Annotated in this window: 16 protein-coding genes; 5 read left to right on the forward strand and 11 right to left on the reverse strand. The window is 36.6% G+C overall.

Annotated features, from left to right (window positions below; genetic code table 11):
* Positions 1–10 precede the first annotated feature (10 nt).
* The 3 genes from DRF57_RS05195 to DRF57_RS05205 all read right to left on the reverse strand — a co-directional run bounded on the left by DRF57_RS05195 (position 11) and on the right by DRF57_RS05205 (position 1889).
* Entirely contained in the window at positions 11–301 is a 291-nt protein-coding gene (locus DRF57_RS05195; protein WP_047485551.1) for a putative quinol monooxygenase, read from the reverse strand.
* A gap of 89 nt (positions 302–390) precedes the next feature.
* Positions 391–1278 carry a sulfite exporter TauE/SafE family protein gene (locus DRF57_RS05200; protein ID WP_084086061.1) on the reverse strand — a complete coding sequence of 296 codons (888 nt, stop codon included), beginning with the start codon at positions 1276–1278 and terminating at the stop codon, positions 391–393.
* A gap of 203 nt (positions 1279–1481) precedes the next feature.
* Complete coding sequence (locus tag DRF57_RS05205) at positions 1482–1889, reverse strand: RrF2 family transcriptional regulator (RefSeq protein ID WP_047485555.1); 408 nt, start codon at positions 1887–1889, stop codon at positions 1482–1484.
* Between the two features lie 140 nt (positions 1890–2029).
* On the opposite strand from DRF57_RS05205, the gene DRF57_RS05210 reads away from it, so the two are divergent.
* The 3 genes from DRF57_RS05210 (at position 2030) to DRF57_RS05220 (ending at position 3794) form a co-directional block, all read left to right on the forward strand.
* Positions 2030–2458 carry a DUF4268 domain-containing protein gene (locus tag DRF57_RS05210; protein WP_047485559.1) on the forward strand — a complete coding sequence of 143 codons (429 nt, stop codon included), beginning with the start codon at positions 2030–2032 and terminating at the stop codon, positions 2456–2458.
* 121 nt (positions 2459–2579) lie between these two features.
* Entirely contained in the window at positions 2580–3209 is a 630-nt protein-coding gene (locus tag DRF57_RS05215) for a hypothetical protein (protein ID WP_206607181.1), read from the forward strand.
* A gap of 216 nt (positions 3210–3425) precedes the next feature.
* A complete protein-coding gene (locus DRF57_RS05220) occupies positions 3426–3794 on the forward strand; it encodes a helix-turn-helix domain-containing protein (protein WP_115917243.1) in 369 nt (122 codons plus the stop codon).
* A gap of 52 nt (positions 3795–3846) precedes the next feature.
* Here DRF57_RS05220 and gldG read toward each other — a convergent pair whose 3' ends face one another.
* From gldG to kbl, 4 genes are all read right to left on the reverse strand, one after another.
* Complete coding sequence (gldG, locus tag DRF57_RS05225) at positions 3847–5517, reverse strand: gliding motility-associated ABC transporter substrate-binding protein GldG (RefSeq protein WP_115917245.1); 1671 nt, start codon at positions 5515–5517, stop codon at positions 3847–3849.
* 4 nt (positions 5518–5521) lie between these two features.
* Positions 5522–6250 (reverse strand): ABC transporter permease, encoded by a 729-nt coding sequence (locus DRF57_RS05230; protein WP_047485567.1) that lies wholly within the window; start codon positions 6248–6250, stop codon positions 5522–5524.
* 59 nt (positions 6251–6309) lie between these two features.
* The gene (locus tag DRF57_RS05235) at positions 6310–6861 is read right to left on the reverse strand and encodes a CopD family protein (protein ID WP_084086064.1); all 552 of its coding nucleotides are present in this window, start codon (positions 6859–6861) and stop codon (positions 6310–6312) included.
* A gap of 172 nt (positions 6862–7033) precedes the next feature.
* Positions 7034–8230 (reverse strand): glycine C-acetyltransferase, encoded by a 1197-nt coding sequence (gene kbl, locus DRF57_RS05240; RefSeq protein WP_115917246.1) that lies wholly within the window; start codon positions 8228–8230, stop codon positions 7034–7036.
* Between the two features lie 159 nt (positions 8231–8389).
* Between kbl and DRF57_RS05245 the strand changes: the two genes are divergently transcribed.
* Entirely contained in the window at positions 8390–9268 is an 879-nt protein-coding gene (locus tag DRF57_RS05245) for a cupin-like domain-containing protein (protein ID WP_115917247.1), read from the forward strand.
* 61 nt (positions 9269–9329) lie between these two features.
* On the opposite strand, the gene DRF57_RS05250 is transcribed toward DRF57_RS05245, so the two are convergent.
* The 3 genes from DRF57_RS05250 to priA form a co-directional block, all read right to left on the reverse strand.
* Positions 9330–11264, reverse strand: coding sequence for a M1 family aminopeptidase (locus tag DRF57_RS05250; RefSeq protein ID WP_115917248.1), 1935 nt, complete (start codon positions 11262–11264; stop codon positions 9330–9332).
* 83 nt (positions 11265–11347) lie between these two features.
* Entirely contained in the window at positions 11348–12817 is a 1470-nt protein-coding gene (dacB, locus tag DRF57_RS05255; protein ID WP_084086068.1) for a D-alanyl-D-alanine carboxypeptidase/D-alanyl-D-alanine endopeptidase, read from the reverse strand.
* Between the two features lie 161 nt (positions 12818–12978).
* Positions 12979–15426, reverse strand: a complete 2448-nt coding sequence (priA, locus tag DRF57_RS05260; RefSeq protein WP_115917249.1) for a replication restart helicase PriA — start codon at positions 15424–15426, stop codon at positions 12979–12981.
* 103 nt (positions 15427–15529) lie between these two features.
* Between priA and DRF57_RS05265 the strand changes: the two genes are divergently transcribed.
* Positions 15530–16294: a sulfite exporter TauE/SafE family protein gene (locus tag DRF57_RS05265; RefSeq protein WP_115917250.1), complete on the forward strand. Its 765-nt coding sequence runs from the start codon at positions 15530–15532 to the stop codon at positions 16292–16294.
* Here DRF57_RS05265 and DRF57_RS05270 read toward each other — a convergent pair.
* Complete coding sequence (locus DRF57_RS05270; protein WP_047485579.1) at positions 16291–17199, reverse strand: AEC family transporter; 909 nt, start codon at positions 17197–17199, stop codon at positions 16291–16293. The two genes, DRF57_RS05265 and DRF57_RS05270, sit on opposite strands and share 4 nt — an antisense overlap.
* Positions 17200–17263 lie beyond the last annotated feature (64 nt).

Genomic DNA, 17263 nt, shown 5'->3' on the forward strand with positions numbered 1-17263 from the left:
TTTTATATTATTAATAGATTTTAAATCCTTTGTATACTTCTGCTGAACTTTCCATCATTCTGGAAGTGTCTCTGCGAAAGTCTAACAGGTGGTCCTGCCCTATATGCCTGTTGTGATGATCAACACTTTCCCAAAGCTCTATCAGGAAGAAAGTTCCTTTGTTATCTTTGTCTTCCACAAGATCATACTGCAGGCAGCCTTCTTCTTTTCTTGTTTCTTTTACAAGCTTCTGAAACAGCTCTACAGCATCCATCAGGTAATTTTCATTAAACTTAAAAAGTGCAATGATATGTAAATTCATTTTTAATTATTTAGTGATGTAAAAGTAAAATATTTTCAAAATCAAATACACTTTTGAGCCTTTTATTTTTCAATACCGGGCCATAAATTTTAACTGAATACTGATTTATAAATAGTTATAGAACTCATCACAATCACCAGCAAGCCTATGAACACAAACATTTTCTTTACAGGAAGCTTTGCCGTAAGCATGGCAGAAAAAGGAGCTGTAATAATCCCGCCTATTAAAAGTCCTAAAATAATGTTCCAGTGCTGGATGCCGAGGGTAAAGAAAAAAGTAACTGCAGCTGTTATCGTCAGTATAAATTTTGCAACCGTAGAACTTCCTACGGCAAATCTTGGAGTGAAAGCATTTTTAATTAATGTTCCTGTTACCAGCGGGCCCCACCCCCCTCCTGCGAAGGAGTCTATGAAACCTCCGATCACTCCAAGTCTTGTCAGATTAGTCTTCTTTTTAAGTGCTTTATTCTGTTTTCCTTTAAAGGCATTGGATAGGATCTGCAGTCCCAGGTAAAGGGTATAAAAGGCAATAAGTGTTTTAGTAATCTTAGCATAATATTCTCCAAGATAGGTTAAACTTACAGCCCCAATGACCGCTCCGATAACAGCAGGGATTGCTAATTTTTTCACCAAAGTCTTACTTACATTTTTGAGTTTAATATGACTTATACTTCCGGCAGCTGTCGTAAAGCTTTCTGCAGAATGTATACTGGCGCTTACAATATGGGGTGGTATCCCCAGAAACATAAGAGTGGTTGTACAGATGACACCATACCCCATTCCCATAGAGCCAGCCACAACTTCAGCAAAAACACCTACCAGAAGCATCCAATAAAAAATGTAATGGTCTTTAGCCAAAATGGCTAAAAGCTCATCGAGATATCCCCATTCATACATTAAAAAACCAGCAGTAAATAATACTGCAAGTGTTACAAAAAGTACATTGAGTCTGATCTGAATTTTTCTTGAAATCACCATATTATAAAATCTTTATAACTTCAACAGCATTTATCTTGTTTCCAGGGGTTTCAAAATTTTTAAAAACTAATGGTGTAAGCTGCTCCAGTAGATCTGCTTCTTCTTTTGAAATCATAGTTTATTCATTTGAAGTTATGCAAATATCCAATAAAAATATTATCCTACCAAACAAGTAGACTAATAATTCAAAAAAAAGGACCGGGTTAATCAACCAGATCCATTAAAGTTTTTTTCTCAAGAATATTCAGTGAGGCATCCCGAACCTCAATCAGTACGTCATGGAGACCGCAGTGATCTTCATTACAGTCTTCACATTTTTCATAGAAGTTCAGGCTTACACAAGGAAGCATGGCAATAGGACCATTAACCAGACGGATAATCTTGGCCAATTTTACATTTTCCGGGTTTTCTTTCAAAAAGTAACCTCCTCCTTTGCCTTTTTTGCTGTCGAGGATATCTGCTTTTTTCAATTCAAGCAGAATATTTTCTAAAAACTTTAAGGGTATCCTTTTATGTTCCGCAATTTCGGAAATAAGAATAGGACCTTCATTTCTTTTTTCTACAAGAAATGAAAGTGCTTTAAACGCATATTGAGATTTTTTTGAAAGCATTACAGCAAAAATACGAAATTTGTTTAATATGGATCATCTAAAGTAAAAAGGCCTATCGTATGTACAAATGTGTGTACAAATTTGGGGTATTCTATTGCCCTATTTTGCCTTTTTGCCATTAAATCATTAAGTTTGTCTTTATGTTCAGTAAACAAGAAGCACAGCAATTAAAGAAGGAATTTTGGACTGCTTTCGGGAAATCTTTTCCCAGGAAATGGGTCTTATATGATACTAAAGTAAAAGATCTCTCCTTCAAATTTTCTGCAGATAACAAAAAAGCAGAGGTTTCCTTAGACATCGAAATGAAGGATGAGATCTTCAGAAATGCATATTATGAAAAAATATGGTCTTTGGAAGATATTCTTAAAGATTTTATCGGTGATTTTCAAAAAGAGGAATATTTTTCACTGGAAAATGGCAAGGTAATAAGCCGCATATGGGTTGATATACAGGGAGTTTCAATTTTTAATAAAAATAAATGGCAGGAAATTTTTGAATTTTTCGTTGATAAAATGGACGGATTTGAAAGATTTTACTTTGAATATGAGGATTTTATAAAGGATATTTGAAATACTTACGAAATAAATACTATTTTAAGCTTACCATTAAAATAAAAAAAGAAACTTATCTTTGCTTCACACCCGCTTAAACTAATAATGAAACTAATTAACGTGCTAAAAAATGAGAAAAGTGTACAAAAACATTTTTGGAGAAGTTATTTCCAAAAATAATGCTGTGAAGCAAGATGAATATCATCTCTATTATTACGAGAAGGATTCAGACGTCTTGAAAGAAATTGAGTTTATTAGTGAAGACAGTATCTATAACATCAATTATTTCATAAGTGAAGACGAGAATGAAAACCAGGTATTAAACTACCTGAAGGAAAAGTCCGATTTTTTTGATGTTGAAAAAAAGGACACTGTGGATGGTTTCATTATTTCTACCAACAAACTTTATTCATTATCTGTAGATGATCAGCCTTTAATTTCAAGAACTGTTTTCAATAATGATGATCCTGAAAATTTTATTTGTTCTCAGGTCATCAATAATGAAACCCAGAAACCGGAACTTGAAAAAACTGTAAAATGCTGGTATACTACTGATGAAAACGGGGAAAAGTATGCAGCTATTGAATGCAGCTACCAGGAAGACGGAAAACTGGAGCTTGCAGTAGATAAAACTTCTGACCCTGAAAATGAGCAGAACTGGGAACATTTTGATTATGATACTTTCCAGGATCTGCAGGCAAAATTTGATATGGATATCAGCTATTACAAAACGGCTGAGTTACTTCCTCAGGAAGCATTTCAAAAATAGTAGTATATTTCTCCATTATCAAAGATCAACCCTATCCATTTGGAAAATAACTACTAACTATTTTTTTGGCAAAACGGAAACAGCCAAAATAGAAAAATGATTAATCGTAAAAAAACAAAAGAAGCTTCAGGGCTTCTTTTTTTATTCCTGAGATAGGCATTAAAATTCTGACTCATTTTTTCTATATTTGTACAAAGACACAGATAATAGGTCATTATGGAAAAACTACGAAATCTAAGAAAGCAAAGAGGCTACACGCAAGAATATATGTCTAAAATTATCTCAACAGACGTATCCAATTATTCCCGAAAAGAGAATGATGAAGTAAGAATATTTGATGATGAATGGGAAAAACTGGCAAAAGCACTTGATGTACCTGTAGAAGAAATAAAAGAGGAAAGAAAAACAGCTATTGTCCATAACAATCATGACAACACTACTTTTAATGACAATGCTGGCAGTTATTTTAATCATTTCCATAGTATACCAGATTCTATTGTAGAAAATTTACAAAATTATATTAAGACATTAGAAGAACAGGTAAAAACTTTGAAAGAAGAGAATACAAAGCTAAAGTCTAAATAGAAAAAATTTCACATAAAAAAAGAGAAGCTGATGAGCTTCTCTTTTTTATTTTCTATCCGAATTTCTTCTTCCTCAGCCAGAAGAATAATCCTCCCATAAGGCCGATGATAATCAGTGGAAGCAATAAATTCAGCCACTGCCAATTGGTTTTTTCATCAGTAATTCTCTGTCTGTCCAGCAGTCTTTCTTCAATATTTCTGTTTCTCAGTTCCATCAGGTTGCTGTCATCTAACAGATAATCTAAAGCATTTCTCAGGAACTGCTCGTTTCCGAACTGTTCATTGGTCAATAGATCTACGCCTAACGGAAGCGGTTTTCCTTTGATCACTTTATTTCTTCCAACGTCTCCGTCAGCAATAACGATCATTTTATTTTCAGGACTGCCTGCTTTGAAGCCAGGATAGCCTTTTCTTTCAATTCTTGAAGCATAAGCAGAGTTAAACTTCCCTTCCAGTGCTACCGCAAAAATCTTTGGTGTGCTTGGCTTTTCCATTTGGCCAAGACTGTCTACACTGGCAATCTCCTTCAGATCCACATAATTCGGAACCTGCTTCAGCAATGTTCTTTCACTGGATTCAAAAAGAACCTTTGTCTTGATATTCTTTCTGCCTCCCAACGTATCTATGGAAGTAGGGAATTCAAATTTTACAGGATTGATATTTTTAGTGATCGGATTGTTGTTCTCAGCAATTCCCAGCGGATAATATGGCCACGGTAAGCTTGTATACTGAGGATTTCCACTCACCTCTCCTGTGACTAATCTTAATAGCGCAAACTTCTTCACATCTTTTACCAGGGCTGGATTAATTCTTAATCCATAGTTGAAAAAGAAATCTGTCATATTGATATCAACCGGGAAAGGCATTACCTTTTTAGATCTTGTCAAAGTATCCATTTCAGCATTTACCGCATCGATCATCCAAAGTGTTTTCCCACCATTCATGATGTATTGGTCAAGGATTACCTTTTCATTATCTGTAAAAGCTTTACGCGGTTTTGCAATCACCAGGGCACTCATCTGCTTCAGCAAAGGAACATCTTCCAATGTAAGCTCTGTCTGATTTTTAGGAATAATAGGTCCTGCATCATAGTTTTCCATCGCCAACTGAACAAATCCCTGAAATTCATCAGGATTCAGCTCGTCATGGTTGACCAGAATACCTACTTTCTTTCTCTTCGCAGCTGCAATGTTTTTAATATTGGAAACAAGACTGTATTCCAACCCTTCAATCGATCTTGTAAGCTGTTGATCTGCATCAATACCTGCCTGCTGCACGACCAAAGGAATAGACACCCCATTTTTGTCATATTTTATCACCGCATATGGGAAAAGCGTGATCTGTGAAATTTTTCCGTCTTTAACATCGGGAAGAATGGAAGGCTGCATTCCCATTGCCATCAGGGTATCCTGAGACATTTTTGTTTTGATGGGATCTATAAACTTAAAGTCAATCTTTGGATTGATCTTTCTGAATTCTTCCAGCATAAATTTCGTTTCTCCCTGAAGCTGTTTAAAGCTTGCCGGAAAATCACCTTGCAGATACACCTCAACCGTTAAAGGTTTCTTCACAGATTCCAGTACTTTAATGGTATTATCGGAAAGGGTATATCTTTTTTCTTTTGTTAAGTCTAATCTGATTCCTGAATACGCCAGGATTACAACCAAAGGAACAATAATGATCAGGAAAATTCCCAGTGGAGATTTAGCATTGAACTTCTTCATAATTTTACTTCTTCTTGTTAATAAAATGATTGGACAATACTAAGGAAGCACCAATAACCAGTACAAAATAGGCAATATCTTTACCGTCAATAAGACCTCTGGTAAAACCTAAGAAATGCTGGTAAAAGCCTATATTCTGAAGGATAAAATCTGCTCCACCCAATAATTTATAACTCGCCAGCTGCTCGATTCCAAAATACATAATAAAGCACATAAATACCCCTAACAGGTAGGCCATAATCTGGTTCTGTGATAGCGAAGAAGCTAAAATACCAACTCCTGAAAATGCGGCAATCAGAATAATCAATCCGATATAACTTCCGAAAGTCATTCCAAGGTCAATATTTCCTTCCGGAACTCCTAAGACATAGACCGTATAAAGGTAGATCAGTGATGGGATAAGACATAAAATCCCAACAATCCATACAGAAAGGAATTTCCCGGCTACCAGGTCGGAAACTTTTAAAGGTTGCGAAAAAAGCCAGTTCAGTGTTCCTGTTTGCTGCTCTTCTGCAAAAGTCCTCATAGAAAGTGCCGGAATAATAAACATCAGCAGCCATGGGACTAAAACAAAATAGCTTTGTAAGGATGCCATCCCGATCTCAAAAATATTAGAATCGTTGTCGAAAAAGAACAGAAAAAGAGTCGCTATCAGACTGAATGCAGCAATAATAACCCATGCGCTCCAGTTTCCAAAGTAACTCCAAAGTTCTTTCTTTAAAATTGCAATCATAGTTTTTTTGTAAAATGTAAAAAGTAGTAATGGATTAACGCATACATCCTACTCCACAATTATTTGTTTTTTTTATTTTTATTAACGAGTTTAACGGTCATCATGATCAGAAATACAAGAACGAAAAATCCTGTAATTAATTGCCACCAATAGTCAATTACCATAGATTTTAAAATAACAGTAAATACAACCAGAAACAGAATAAATGTAGCAATCTCATTCGCTTGTCTCAGTTTAATATTCGGGATTTCTAAGGTATTTCCACTCAGCGTCTTCAGCTGAAGCACTTTCTTCCAGCACCAGAAATGATAAGCCGCAAGACCGATAAGGAAAGTCAGTTTTAAATGAAACCACGGCATTTTCATAAGCCCGGGATTCAAAAAGATCATTACCAGTCCGCATACTGCCATAATAATACCGGCAGGAACGGTAATGATATTCCACAGCCTTCTGGCCATGAAGGTATACTGCTCTCTGAGAATTTTCTTTTTTTCTTCCGGAAATTCATCAGTATCTTTATAGTAAACAAAAATTCTCACGAGATAAAAAATTCCCGCAAAATAGCTTACCATAAAAATAATATGCAGCGCTTTGATTATTGTATAAAGCATTCAGAAAAAATTAAAAGCAAAGATAAGCTTATTATATAATTGGTAAAAATAATTTTCTTTTGATCAGGAAAATATAACCAAAAATGGATTTATATAAAAAATAGTTCGGCTCGGGGCAGCAAAGCTGCCCGAGCCGAACATTATATTTTCTGTACTCTGGTCAAATTCAGTATTAAGAGATCACTCCCAGTTCTTTTCCTACTTTTTCAAAAGCAACAATTGCTTTATCAAGGTGCTCTCTTGTATGTGCTGCAGATAGCTGAACTCTTATTCTTGCTTTTCCTTTCGGCACTACCGGATAGAAGAACCCAATAACATAAATTCCCTCATCCATTAGTTTTTCCGCCATTTTTTGAGCAAGCGGAGCATCATAAAGCATTACCGGAACAATAGCAGCATCCCCATCAGGAATATCAAAACCTTTGGCTTTCATTTCCGTTCTGAAATAGTCTGCATTCTCCATTACTTTATCACGAAGTGAAGTATCATCAGAAATCATATCCAATACTTTCAAAGCTGCTCCCACAATTCCTGGCGCTAATGAGTTCGAGAATAAATAGGGACGTGAACGCTGTCTCAGCATATCAATGATTTCTTTTTTACCGGAAGTAAATCCACCTAAAGCACCTCCAAGGGCTTTTCCTAATGTAGAAGTAATGATATCTACTCTACCCATTACTTCATTAGCTTCATGAGTTCCACGGCCTGTTTTTCCGATAAATCCTGTAGCGTGAGAATCATCAACCATTACCAAAGCATTATACTTATCAGCAAGGTCACAAACTCCTTTTAAGTCTGCCACAATACCGTCCATTGAGAAAACTCCGTCTGTTACGATAATTTTGAAACGGTGATTTTTCTCAGAAGCAGCAATCAGCTGAGCTTCAAGATCCGCCATATCGTTATTTTTGTAACGGTATCTCGCTGCTTTACAAAGACGAACTCCATCGATAATAGAAGCATGGTTCAGTTCGTCAGAAATAATAGCATCCTCATCGGTAAACAAGGGTTCAAAAACACCTCCATTGGCATCAAAAGCGGCAGCATAAAGGATAGTATCTTCAAGACCTAAGAAATCTGCAATTTTTTTCTCCAATTCTTTGTGAATATCCTGAGTTCCACAGATAAAACGTACAGATGACATTCCATAGCCATGAGATTCAATCATATCCTGTGAAGCTTTCATCACTTGCGGATCATTGGATAATCCCAAATAATTATTCGCACAGAAGTTTAAAAGCTTTTTCCCATTAGCTTCTATTTCCGCACTCTGCTGAGAAGTGATAATTCTTTCTCTTTTGTAAAGTCCGTCATTTTCAATATTCTGAAGCTCATTCTGTAAATGTTGAAGGTATTTTTCAGAGATCATTTTTAGTAATTTTTTAGATGTGCTAATTTACTAAAAAGGCCGTAAAATAAAACCTTTTATAAATTTTATTCTAAAAATATAAGGTAAAAAACAGTTTTAACAGTATTAGTCTACTAATTTACTAGGATAATATTTATATTTGTTTAAAATTTAGAGAATATGAGATTGATCCCGGTAGAAAAAACAAAGAAAATAAGTTCAAGAATCTTTATCAACAAGCATATGAAACCGCGGATTCCCATTATTCTTGAAGATTTCGCAGATCCCGATAGCCCGGCTTTTAAAAAATGGAACTATGATTATTTTAAGGAAATAGCAGGCAGCAATAAAGTTAATATCTATGGAAGTGAGTTTGATTCTATGGACAGAGTGGCGAGCAGCCCTATTGCACAGACTACCTTTTCAGACTACCTGAATCTTATAAAATCCCAGCCAACGGAACACCGTCTTTTTCTATTTAATTTACTGACCGTTAAACCTGAGCTTAAAGAAGACATTATTTACAATGATGTCACCGGAGGCAAGATATTAAAATGGCTGCCTTTTATGTTTTTTGGAGGTGAAGGCTCTGTGACCAGAAATCATATTGATATAGATATGTCTCACGTTTTCATCACCCAATTCCAGGGTATCAAGAGAATTTGGCTTTTCCCCTGGGAGCAGTCGGACTTTATGTATAAACTGCCCTATAATTTTCACAGCCTGGCCAATATTAAAGAACCTGATTACAGAAAATACCCTGCACTCCTCTACTTAAATGGTTATGAAGCTGTATTACATCCGGGAGAAACATTGTATATTCCCTCCGGATGGTGGCACTATATACAATATGATACCGAAGGCTATTCCGTTTCAATAAGGGCACTACCTTCCAGTCTTCTTGAAAAATGGCGAGGCTTTAAGAACCTAGTTGTGACAAGGAATTTTGATAATATGATGCGTAGTCTCTTCAAAGAAAAATGGTTTACCTACAAAGTAAAAGTTGCTAAGGCAAGAGGAGCAAAAGCTGCCAGAAAACAAAGAAGCTTTCAAATATGAAAGCTTCTTTGTTTTTAGTATCCATAAAGTTATTCGATAGGATAACCTGTTCTGTATCTTTTTAATGTTTGATAAATTTAATATTTTTCTCCTGAACAGTAAAGATATAGGCTCCCGGAACCAATTCTGAAATCCCTATTGCTTTACCAGGCTGATAAGTCCCTTTTCTTAGTAATTTCCCATCTATTGCATGAATAGAGAAATCTGTTGTTTTTGTGATCCCTTTCAGATAAAGTTCATTTTTTGCAGGATTAGGATACAAGCCAAAGTTTTCTTTGTCTACAGAAGCAACACTCAGGGTATTATCCTGGGTAACAGTAGAGTTTCTTTCCAGGATCTGGTATTCATAATTAAACTTCACACTTGCTACCGGAAAGGTTACGGCTTCAGATAGGTATTGATTATTAGTAGTATTGTTCAGGACAAGATAAGCGATCTGCCCTCCCGTTCCTGTTACTTTTATAGGTAAAGGCATCTCAAAAAAGCTTACCGAAGAATGGCTTTGAGTCTGGCCAATATTAAACACAAGCTCATTTCCCAGCTGTCTCCATTTAATGGCATAAGTAGGATATCCTTCCCCATAGATCCAATCGTTAAAAAATTCAGTAAAATCTTTTCCTGTAGACTGAAGCAGTGAGGCATTAAAATCTGATGTTCTTACATAATTATAAGCTAAATTGGGCCTGGAATGATAGTCTTTAATTGCTTGATAAAAATTGGCATCACCCAAAATCCATTTCAACATTCTCAATACATAGCCTCCTTTTGCATAGCTAAGTCTTCCGTCAAATATTCTTCCTACACTGGAAAGGCTCGCATCAGGAACATTGACGCTACCTCCTGTATTACCTGTTATGAAATTAACCTGGCCGGATAAATAATTAAGAAATTCAGGATTCGACATCAACAGTTTTTCGTATGCTACATGTTCTCCAAAAGTAGCAAATCCTTCATTCAGCCAGATATCATTCCATGCACCGCAAGTTACTTTATCACCAAACCACTGATGGGCAAGCTCGTGAGCAATCAGAGTTTTGCTCCATCCACTCATGGATGACATCGTCTGATGCTCCATTCCTCCTCCATTGAGATATTCCATATGTCCATATTTCTCATTACGGAAAGGATAGGTACCAAAATACGTTTCAAAGGTATTCATAATCTGTTTGGTCCATTCAATACCGGACATACTGTTAGGATCTGCATTGGTAGAAGGATATATATAATTCACGAAAGGGAATGGCGGGTTTCCAATAGTATCATTCAGTTTCACATAATTGGTAATCCCCAATGCTATCAGATAGGCAGGTGTAGGGTACATGGTTCGCCAAAATGTAAGTTTTCTTCCGTTTAAAATAGGAGTTTCAGACATTAGCTTCCCATTGGCAGCTACACTATATTGTAAGGGTGTATTGATCTTAAAGTCAAAACGTTCAATCTTATCATTCAGACTCTGCTTTGTAGGAAACCAATCCTGGGCACCATAAGGCTCATTAAGAGTAGACATAGCGGGTGTATTCGCTCCCCCATGGGTTCCAAACATAACAGTACTGTACACAGGATCCGGAGCTCCGGAATAATGAATGGTAAGGGAATCAAGGGTATTAGCCGGCAGAGCGGAAGGAAAATTTATCTTTATTTCCTTTGTAGGAAGTTGCTGGAAGCTAAGGTTTGTTCCGTGATATTGTACCTGAGAAACTGTCAAAACATTTGATAGATCAAAATAAATGCTTCCCATACTCTGATTAGGTTTAAAATGAGAAGTCACCGAACCTGCAATACTGTTAATACCGGGATCTAAAACAACATCCATTCTTTGATACTGGAGGTCATAGTTCAAGGTATTAGGATTGACATTTCCTGCAGCCATCTTATTGGTATAGGATTTCATTTCCTTTTCAATGAGCCCTTTCATCTCAATGCTTTGATGATGCTTTTGTCCATAAGACGGTTGAGATACTAAGAATCCCAACATCAGGAGGTGAAATTTTCTCATAGGTACAAATATTGTAAGATTCAAATATAAAAAAAACCTTTTAATCATTGATTAAAAGGCTTTTATAATATTCAAATATTTTTCTAAAGATCCAGAGCAGGTTCCAGAATTTTTTCCATTCTTTTCTTCACCATATCAACAGATCCTGCATAATTGTTCACCATTAAAGAAAAAACTAAAGTCTTTCCTGAATTTGTCTTCAAATAACCGGCTAACGTTTTCACCTTATTTAAAGTTCCTGTTTTTGCAAATACCTGTCCGTTTCCTCCCCCGATAAACATTCTTTTTAATGTTCCGGATTGTCCGCCTACCGGCAGTGAAGTAAGATAAGACTTATAGTATTTCTCGTCCATTAAAGAAGTTAAAAACTTCACCTGAGAAATAGGAGTTACATTATTACTTCTTGAAAGTCCGCTACCATCCATATAGTTCAGACCATTCATATCAAAACCGGCATCTCTTAAATGACCTGTTACGACAATTCTTCCTGAATCTGAAGTCTGATCCCCCATTTTCTGAAATCCTACGGTTCTCAGCAGGGCTTCAGCTAATGAATTATCACTATGTTGGTTGGTATAATAAATGATATCCCCTAAAGTTGGAGATTTATACGCTGAAATCATCTTTCTGCTTTCCGGAGCTGCATCCGTCATTTTAGGAGTCACTTTTCCGGTAACGGGAATTCCGCTTTTCGTTAAAGTTGTTCTGAAAGAATTGGCCAAATACGCCGGTGCATCAGGAAGTTTTGTTGTCAAAACCCCTTCTCCATCATATTTTTCGGCATAAACCATCTGGTTGGCGTAAGGCGAAACGTAGAAAAACTTCTTCTCCGGAGAGAAATTAGCTTTTTTGACGATCAGCTTTTCGTTAGCAGGATTTATTCCACGGGTCGTTCCTACAGGCAAATAATAATTATTGTTCTCTAGCCATACAACATTTTCCGGAAGCATTGAAATATTGCCTTTGAAAAGCGCTGTCTGAATAATAATATCACCATTTACCTTTCTAATCCCTTCTCGTGAAAGACCGCCAATGAAATCTGAAATAATATCCCTGTAAGACCAGGCTCCTGCCTTATTGGTTCCTAAAGAAGGGTCACCACTTCCTACGATATAAAGATTACCATTCAACACTCCATTTTCATCTACAGCTCCTGAATACTCAAGCTGGGTCATCCAGCGATAGTTTTCTCCAAGTAAGCTTAAAGCTGTTTCTGTAGTCAGCAGCTTCGTGGTAGAAGCCGGAACTAACGGAGTATTCTCGTTGTACGAAGAGATTACTTTCTTCGTTTTCGGATCATACACTACGAATCCCCAGGTTGCATTTTTCAGCACAGGATCCGCCATCATTGTGTTTACATTAATATCTACTAATTCTTTAGCCGACAAAACAGTCTTCTCCACCACCGAGCTAACGGGTGAGGGTAGATTTAAGCTGTTTTTCTGATTGTCATAGGCTTGTGAGTAAAGAACAGTAGAAACGGTAGATTGAGCTAGGAAAAAACCAGAAGCCAATACCGCTGCGCTTGAAATATATTTTCTGAAATTTACCATCTATCTTCTTTTTGTTCTATAGTTTCGACGCTATAAAAAATGATAAGTTATATCATTCAATAAAACGGCCAAACACTTAATCAACGTCCAAAAGTAGAAATTATTGTCAGAAAACAGGTCATCACCCCGTTATAAAAGAGGCTAAAGTTTGTTAAAAATTGTTAAAAATCAACAAAAACACCTTTTTTAATACTTTGATATGCAGTGATTTCATCAAATTCCTTCAAACTTATCAAAACCATACTCTTGAACTTTTCATAGTTTTTCCCACGGGGAAGTTTCAGTAAAATCTGGAATTGATATAAATTATTCAACCTTGCAATTTGTGCTCTTTCCGGTCCTAAAACACAATCTTCAGGGAGGTATTTTCTTAAGATAGATCCCAGAAACTGTGAAGCACGGTCCACTTTATCATCTCTTCGGTGTTTCAGCTCTATCATAATCAGCTTGGTAAAAGGCGGATAATGGAATTTCTGACGTTCTGTGAGGATGTATTTATAGATCTTGGCAGGATTGTTCATCTTGATCAGCTGAAATACAGAATGCTCCGGATTGTAAGTCTGGATCAATATCTTTCCTTTTCCGGAAACCCTTCCTGCTCTTCCGGAAACCTGAGTGATCAGTTGGTAAGCTCTTTCTTCGGCTCTGAAATCCTGAACATATAATAAGGAATCAGCTTTTGGAATCGCCACCAATTCTATATGATCAAAATCAAGACCTTTGGAAATCATCTGCGTTCCCACCACAATATCAGTTTCACCTTCTTCAATTTTTTCATAGAGCTTTTCATAGGCAAACTTCTTACGCATGGAATCTACATCCATCCTGTCCACTTCATTCTCCGGGAATAATTTGGAAACCTCTTCATGAATCTGCTCTACCCCTATTCCTCTTTCATTCATATTTTCAGAATTACATTTCGGACAGGTTTTAGGTTTTGAAGCTCTTTGCCCACAATAATGGCATTTCATTTCATTGGCTGCTTTATGATAAGTCATTACCACATCACAGTTGGAGCAATAGTTCACATAACCACAGCTTTCACATTCCACAACATTAGCATAACCACGGCGGTTGTGAAGAACAATAGCCTGTTTGTTTTCATCCACAGTCTTTTTGATCTCATCAATAAGCCTTGTAGAAAAATTTCCGGAAACTTTTTTTGAATCCTGGGCTTCTTTAAAATTGATCAGTTCATATTCAGGAAGGTCTACATTTCCAAACCTTTCAGTCAGGAAAATGTATTTCATTTTATCTTTTCTGGCTCGGTAATAGCTTTCCACAGAAGGAGTAGCAGAGCCTAATATCACCCCTGCTTCATAGAAACCACCAAGCACCAGTGCTGCATCTTTAGCATTGAAATACGGCGTAACTTCTCTGGGTCTGTACGCAGAATCATGCTCTTCATCTACCACAATTAAGCCTAAATTCTGGTAGGGTAAAAACAAAGCGTTCCGGGTACCTATAAGAATCCGGATATCATTTTGCCTGATTCGTCTCCAAACCTCTACTCTTTCAAAATCAGTCAGTTTTTGATGGTAGAACCCAAGTTGTCTACCGTATTTTTTTTCTAATCTTTGAGTGATCTGTTTAGTCAGAGAAATTTCAGGAAGCAGAAATAATACATTCCGTCCCTCTTTGATGCATTCCTCTATTTTCTCTAAATAAATATGGGTCTTTCCGGATGAAGTAACCCCATGCAGTAAAACATTTTTCCCTTCTTCAAAAGCTTCATCTATCTCAGATTTTGCCAGTTTCTGCTGTTCGGAAAGTTCTTCCAGCTCTTCTATTTCTCCTTCATAGCTTTCAATCCTGTCTTTCTGCATATAATATTCCTCTACAAGACCCTTATCTGCCAGGGCTTTGAAATGAGAACTTCCAAAATAGCCGTCTTCAAACAGCTCAGCCTTCTTAACAGGAAGGTCGGGGTGCTCAGTCTGTTTCTCCAGAATAAGAAGGAACAGATCTTTCTGTTTAGGAGCTTTATTGAGCTTTAAAAGGATTTCTGTAAGATTTTGGTTGCCTAAAACATCATGATTGATTCTTACATAGGCAACTTCCTTAGCTTTATATTTTTCAGCAATTTTCTCATCAATCTCAATATACTGCAGATCAATCAGCGAATTGATGGTTTTAATAATATCCTTTTTGGGGATAAATGCTTCAATATCTGTTAAATTAATAAGCTGACGTACTTCCAATGCCTGGATAAGATACATCTCATTAACATCGAGATTCTCAAAGTTTACTATAGCCCCCGGTTTCAATTTTAAATACGTTTCGCTTTCCAGCTTTAAAGAAGAAGGAAATGCTAACCTGTAGATTTCTCCCAAACTGCATAAATAATAACCTGAGAGCCAATTCCAGAATCTGATCTGTTCTTCCGGAAGTATTGGTTTATCATCCAGCAGGCTGATCACTTCTTTTGCTACGAAGTTTTCCGGTGCATGATCATGAAGCTCAAAAACAATTCCCGTATAAATTTTCTTACCTCCAAAAGGAACCAAAACACGCATCCCTATTTGGATTTCCGGCATCAGGTCTTCCGGAACTTTGTATGTGAAAGATCCTTTTAAATTCAGGGGTAAAACAATTTGGACGTATTGCAAGGGAAATATTTAAAGTGTAAAATTAAATTTTTCTTCAGAGAACTGCAATCTTTTATTGATGATTCCCTTTTTTTTGTCCTACCTTTATTTACTATTCTTTTTCATGGAAAACTATATTGTATTATTTTTAATCGGACTTATAGCTGGAGCCCTTAATGCAGCGGCAGGTGGTGGGTCTTTCATTACTTTTCCAGCTTTTATTTATGCGGGAGTTCCTCCCATTCAGGCCAATGCTTCAAGCACAGTAGCGTTGTTTCCCGGCAGTCTGGCCAGTGCATGGAAATTCAGAGAATACATTCAACCTTTTCCTAATATCTCAATAAAGGCAATGCTTATCCTTACTTTATTAGGTGGGTGTGCAGGTGGGTTACTGCTTTTATATACTCCATCAGCAGGTTTTAACTTACTTGTTCCATGGCTTCTTTTATTGGGGTCCCTTGCTTTTGCTTTTGGAAAACAAATAGGGCATTGGCTTAGAAAGAAAATACATATTGGCTCTGGGCTGGTATTAGGAGCTCAATTTATTTTAGGAATATACGGTGGTTATTTTGGAGGAGCTGTAGGAATTATGATGATGGCAGTATGGTCATTATTTGGATTATCAGATATTAAAGTGATTAATGCTAATAAAACTCTTTTTACAGGAATAGCGAATGCTGCAGCTGTTATTTTATTTATTTCGGCCGGAAAAGTATATTGGCCGGAAACCTGTACCATGATGGCCGCAACCATTTTAGGAGGCTATTTTGGGGCACATTTCACTAAAAAAATTGATCCGGTGAAGTTAAGAACCGGAATTGTAATTTTTAATTTTGTCATTACTACTGTTTTCTTTATCAAAACCTATATTTTGACACCTTCTATCTAAAAAAACAATTCTGTCATCTCATACCAAAAGGCAGAAGTAAAAAAGCCCACAATAATGCTGACTCCGATAATCAGATTGGTTAACTTCGTATTCAGCCTGAACTGTTCTGCAATAATGCTTGAAGTAACCAATGTAGGCATGGCAGCTTCAAATATGGTTATTTTGGCAATATCTCCTTTTATTCCCAACAGTAAAGCCAGTCCTAAAACCATTGCCGGTGCCAAAATAAGCTTATAAAGCATGGACATGGACATCTGAGGGATCAATTTTTTCCATCCGTTAAACTTTAACTGTAATCCTACTGAAAACAAAGCTAAAGGACTTACTGTAGCAGCCAGTTTATCAAAGAAGGGTTCTGCCGCTGTAAAATCTATAAACTGAGACAATACCAAAGCCGAAATACAGCCTATTAATGGTGGAAATGTCACCAAACGTTTTAAAATAAACTGAGCACTCACCTTTCCTGATCTGCTGCCTCCTTTCACGGCTGCAATAATTCCCAGTGTTGAAAGGGCAAAAAACATGGTCTGATCACAGATAATAGCAATACTAAGCAGCCCTTCTCCATAAAAGGCACTAATCAAAGGAAAACCGATAAATGAAGTATTGCTGTATCCGCTTGCCAGTTCTAAAGTACTTCTCGATCGCCTAGAATATCCTCTGCTCTTACTGTAGAACATCATAAAGAAGAAACAGAAAACAGAGATTAAAAAGGTCGCTACAATCGGGAACAGCATTTCTGTCGTCCATTTTACTTTTGGAAGATATTTAAATGAAACTGCCGGCAGAGCAAGATAAAGAATCCAGGTATTGATACCTTTATGGGCATCAGGGTGGATAGATTTTGTTGCTTTGAATACCATTCCTGCAATAATGCACACTGCAATCAGAACAAAATTTACCATAACTATAGTGAAATATGGTACAAATTTACGGTTGATTTTTGAGTTGGAAAGGTAAAATTTATAT

Origin of the sequence: Chryseobacterium rhizosphaerae, from assembly GCF_003385455.1 — a bacterium.
GTDB lineage: Bacteria > Bacteroidota > Bacteroidia > Flavobacteriales > Weeksellaceae > Chryseobacterium > Chryseobacterium rhizosphaerae.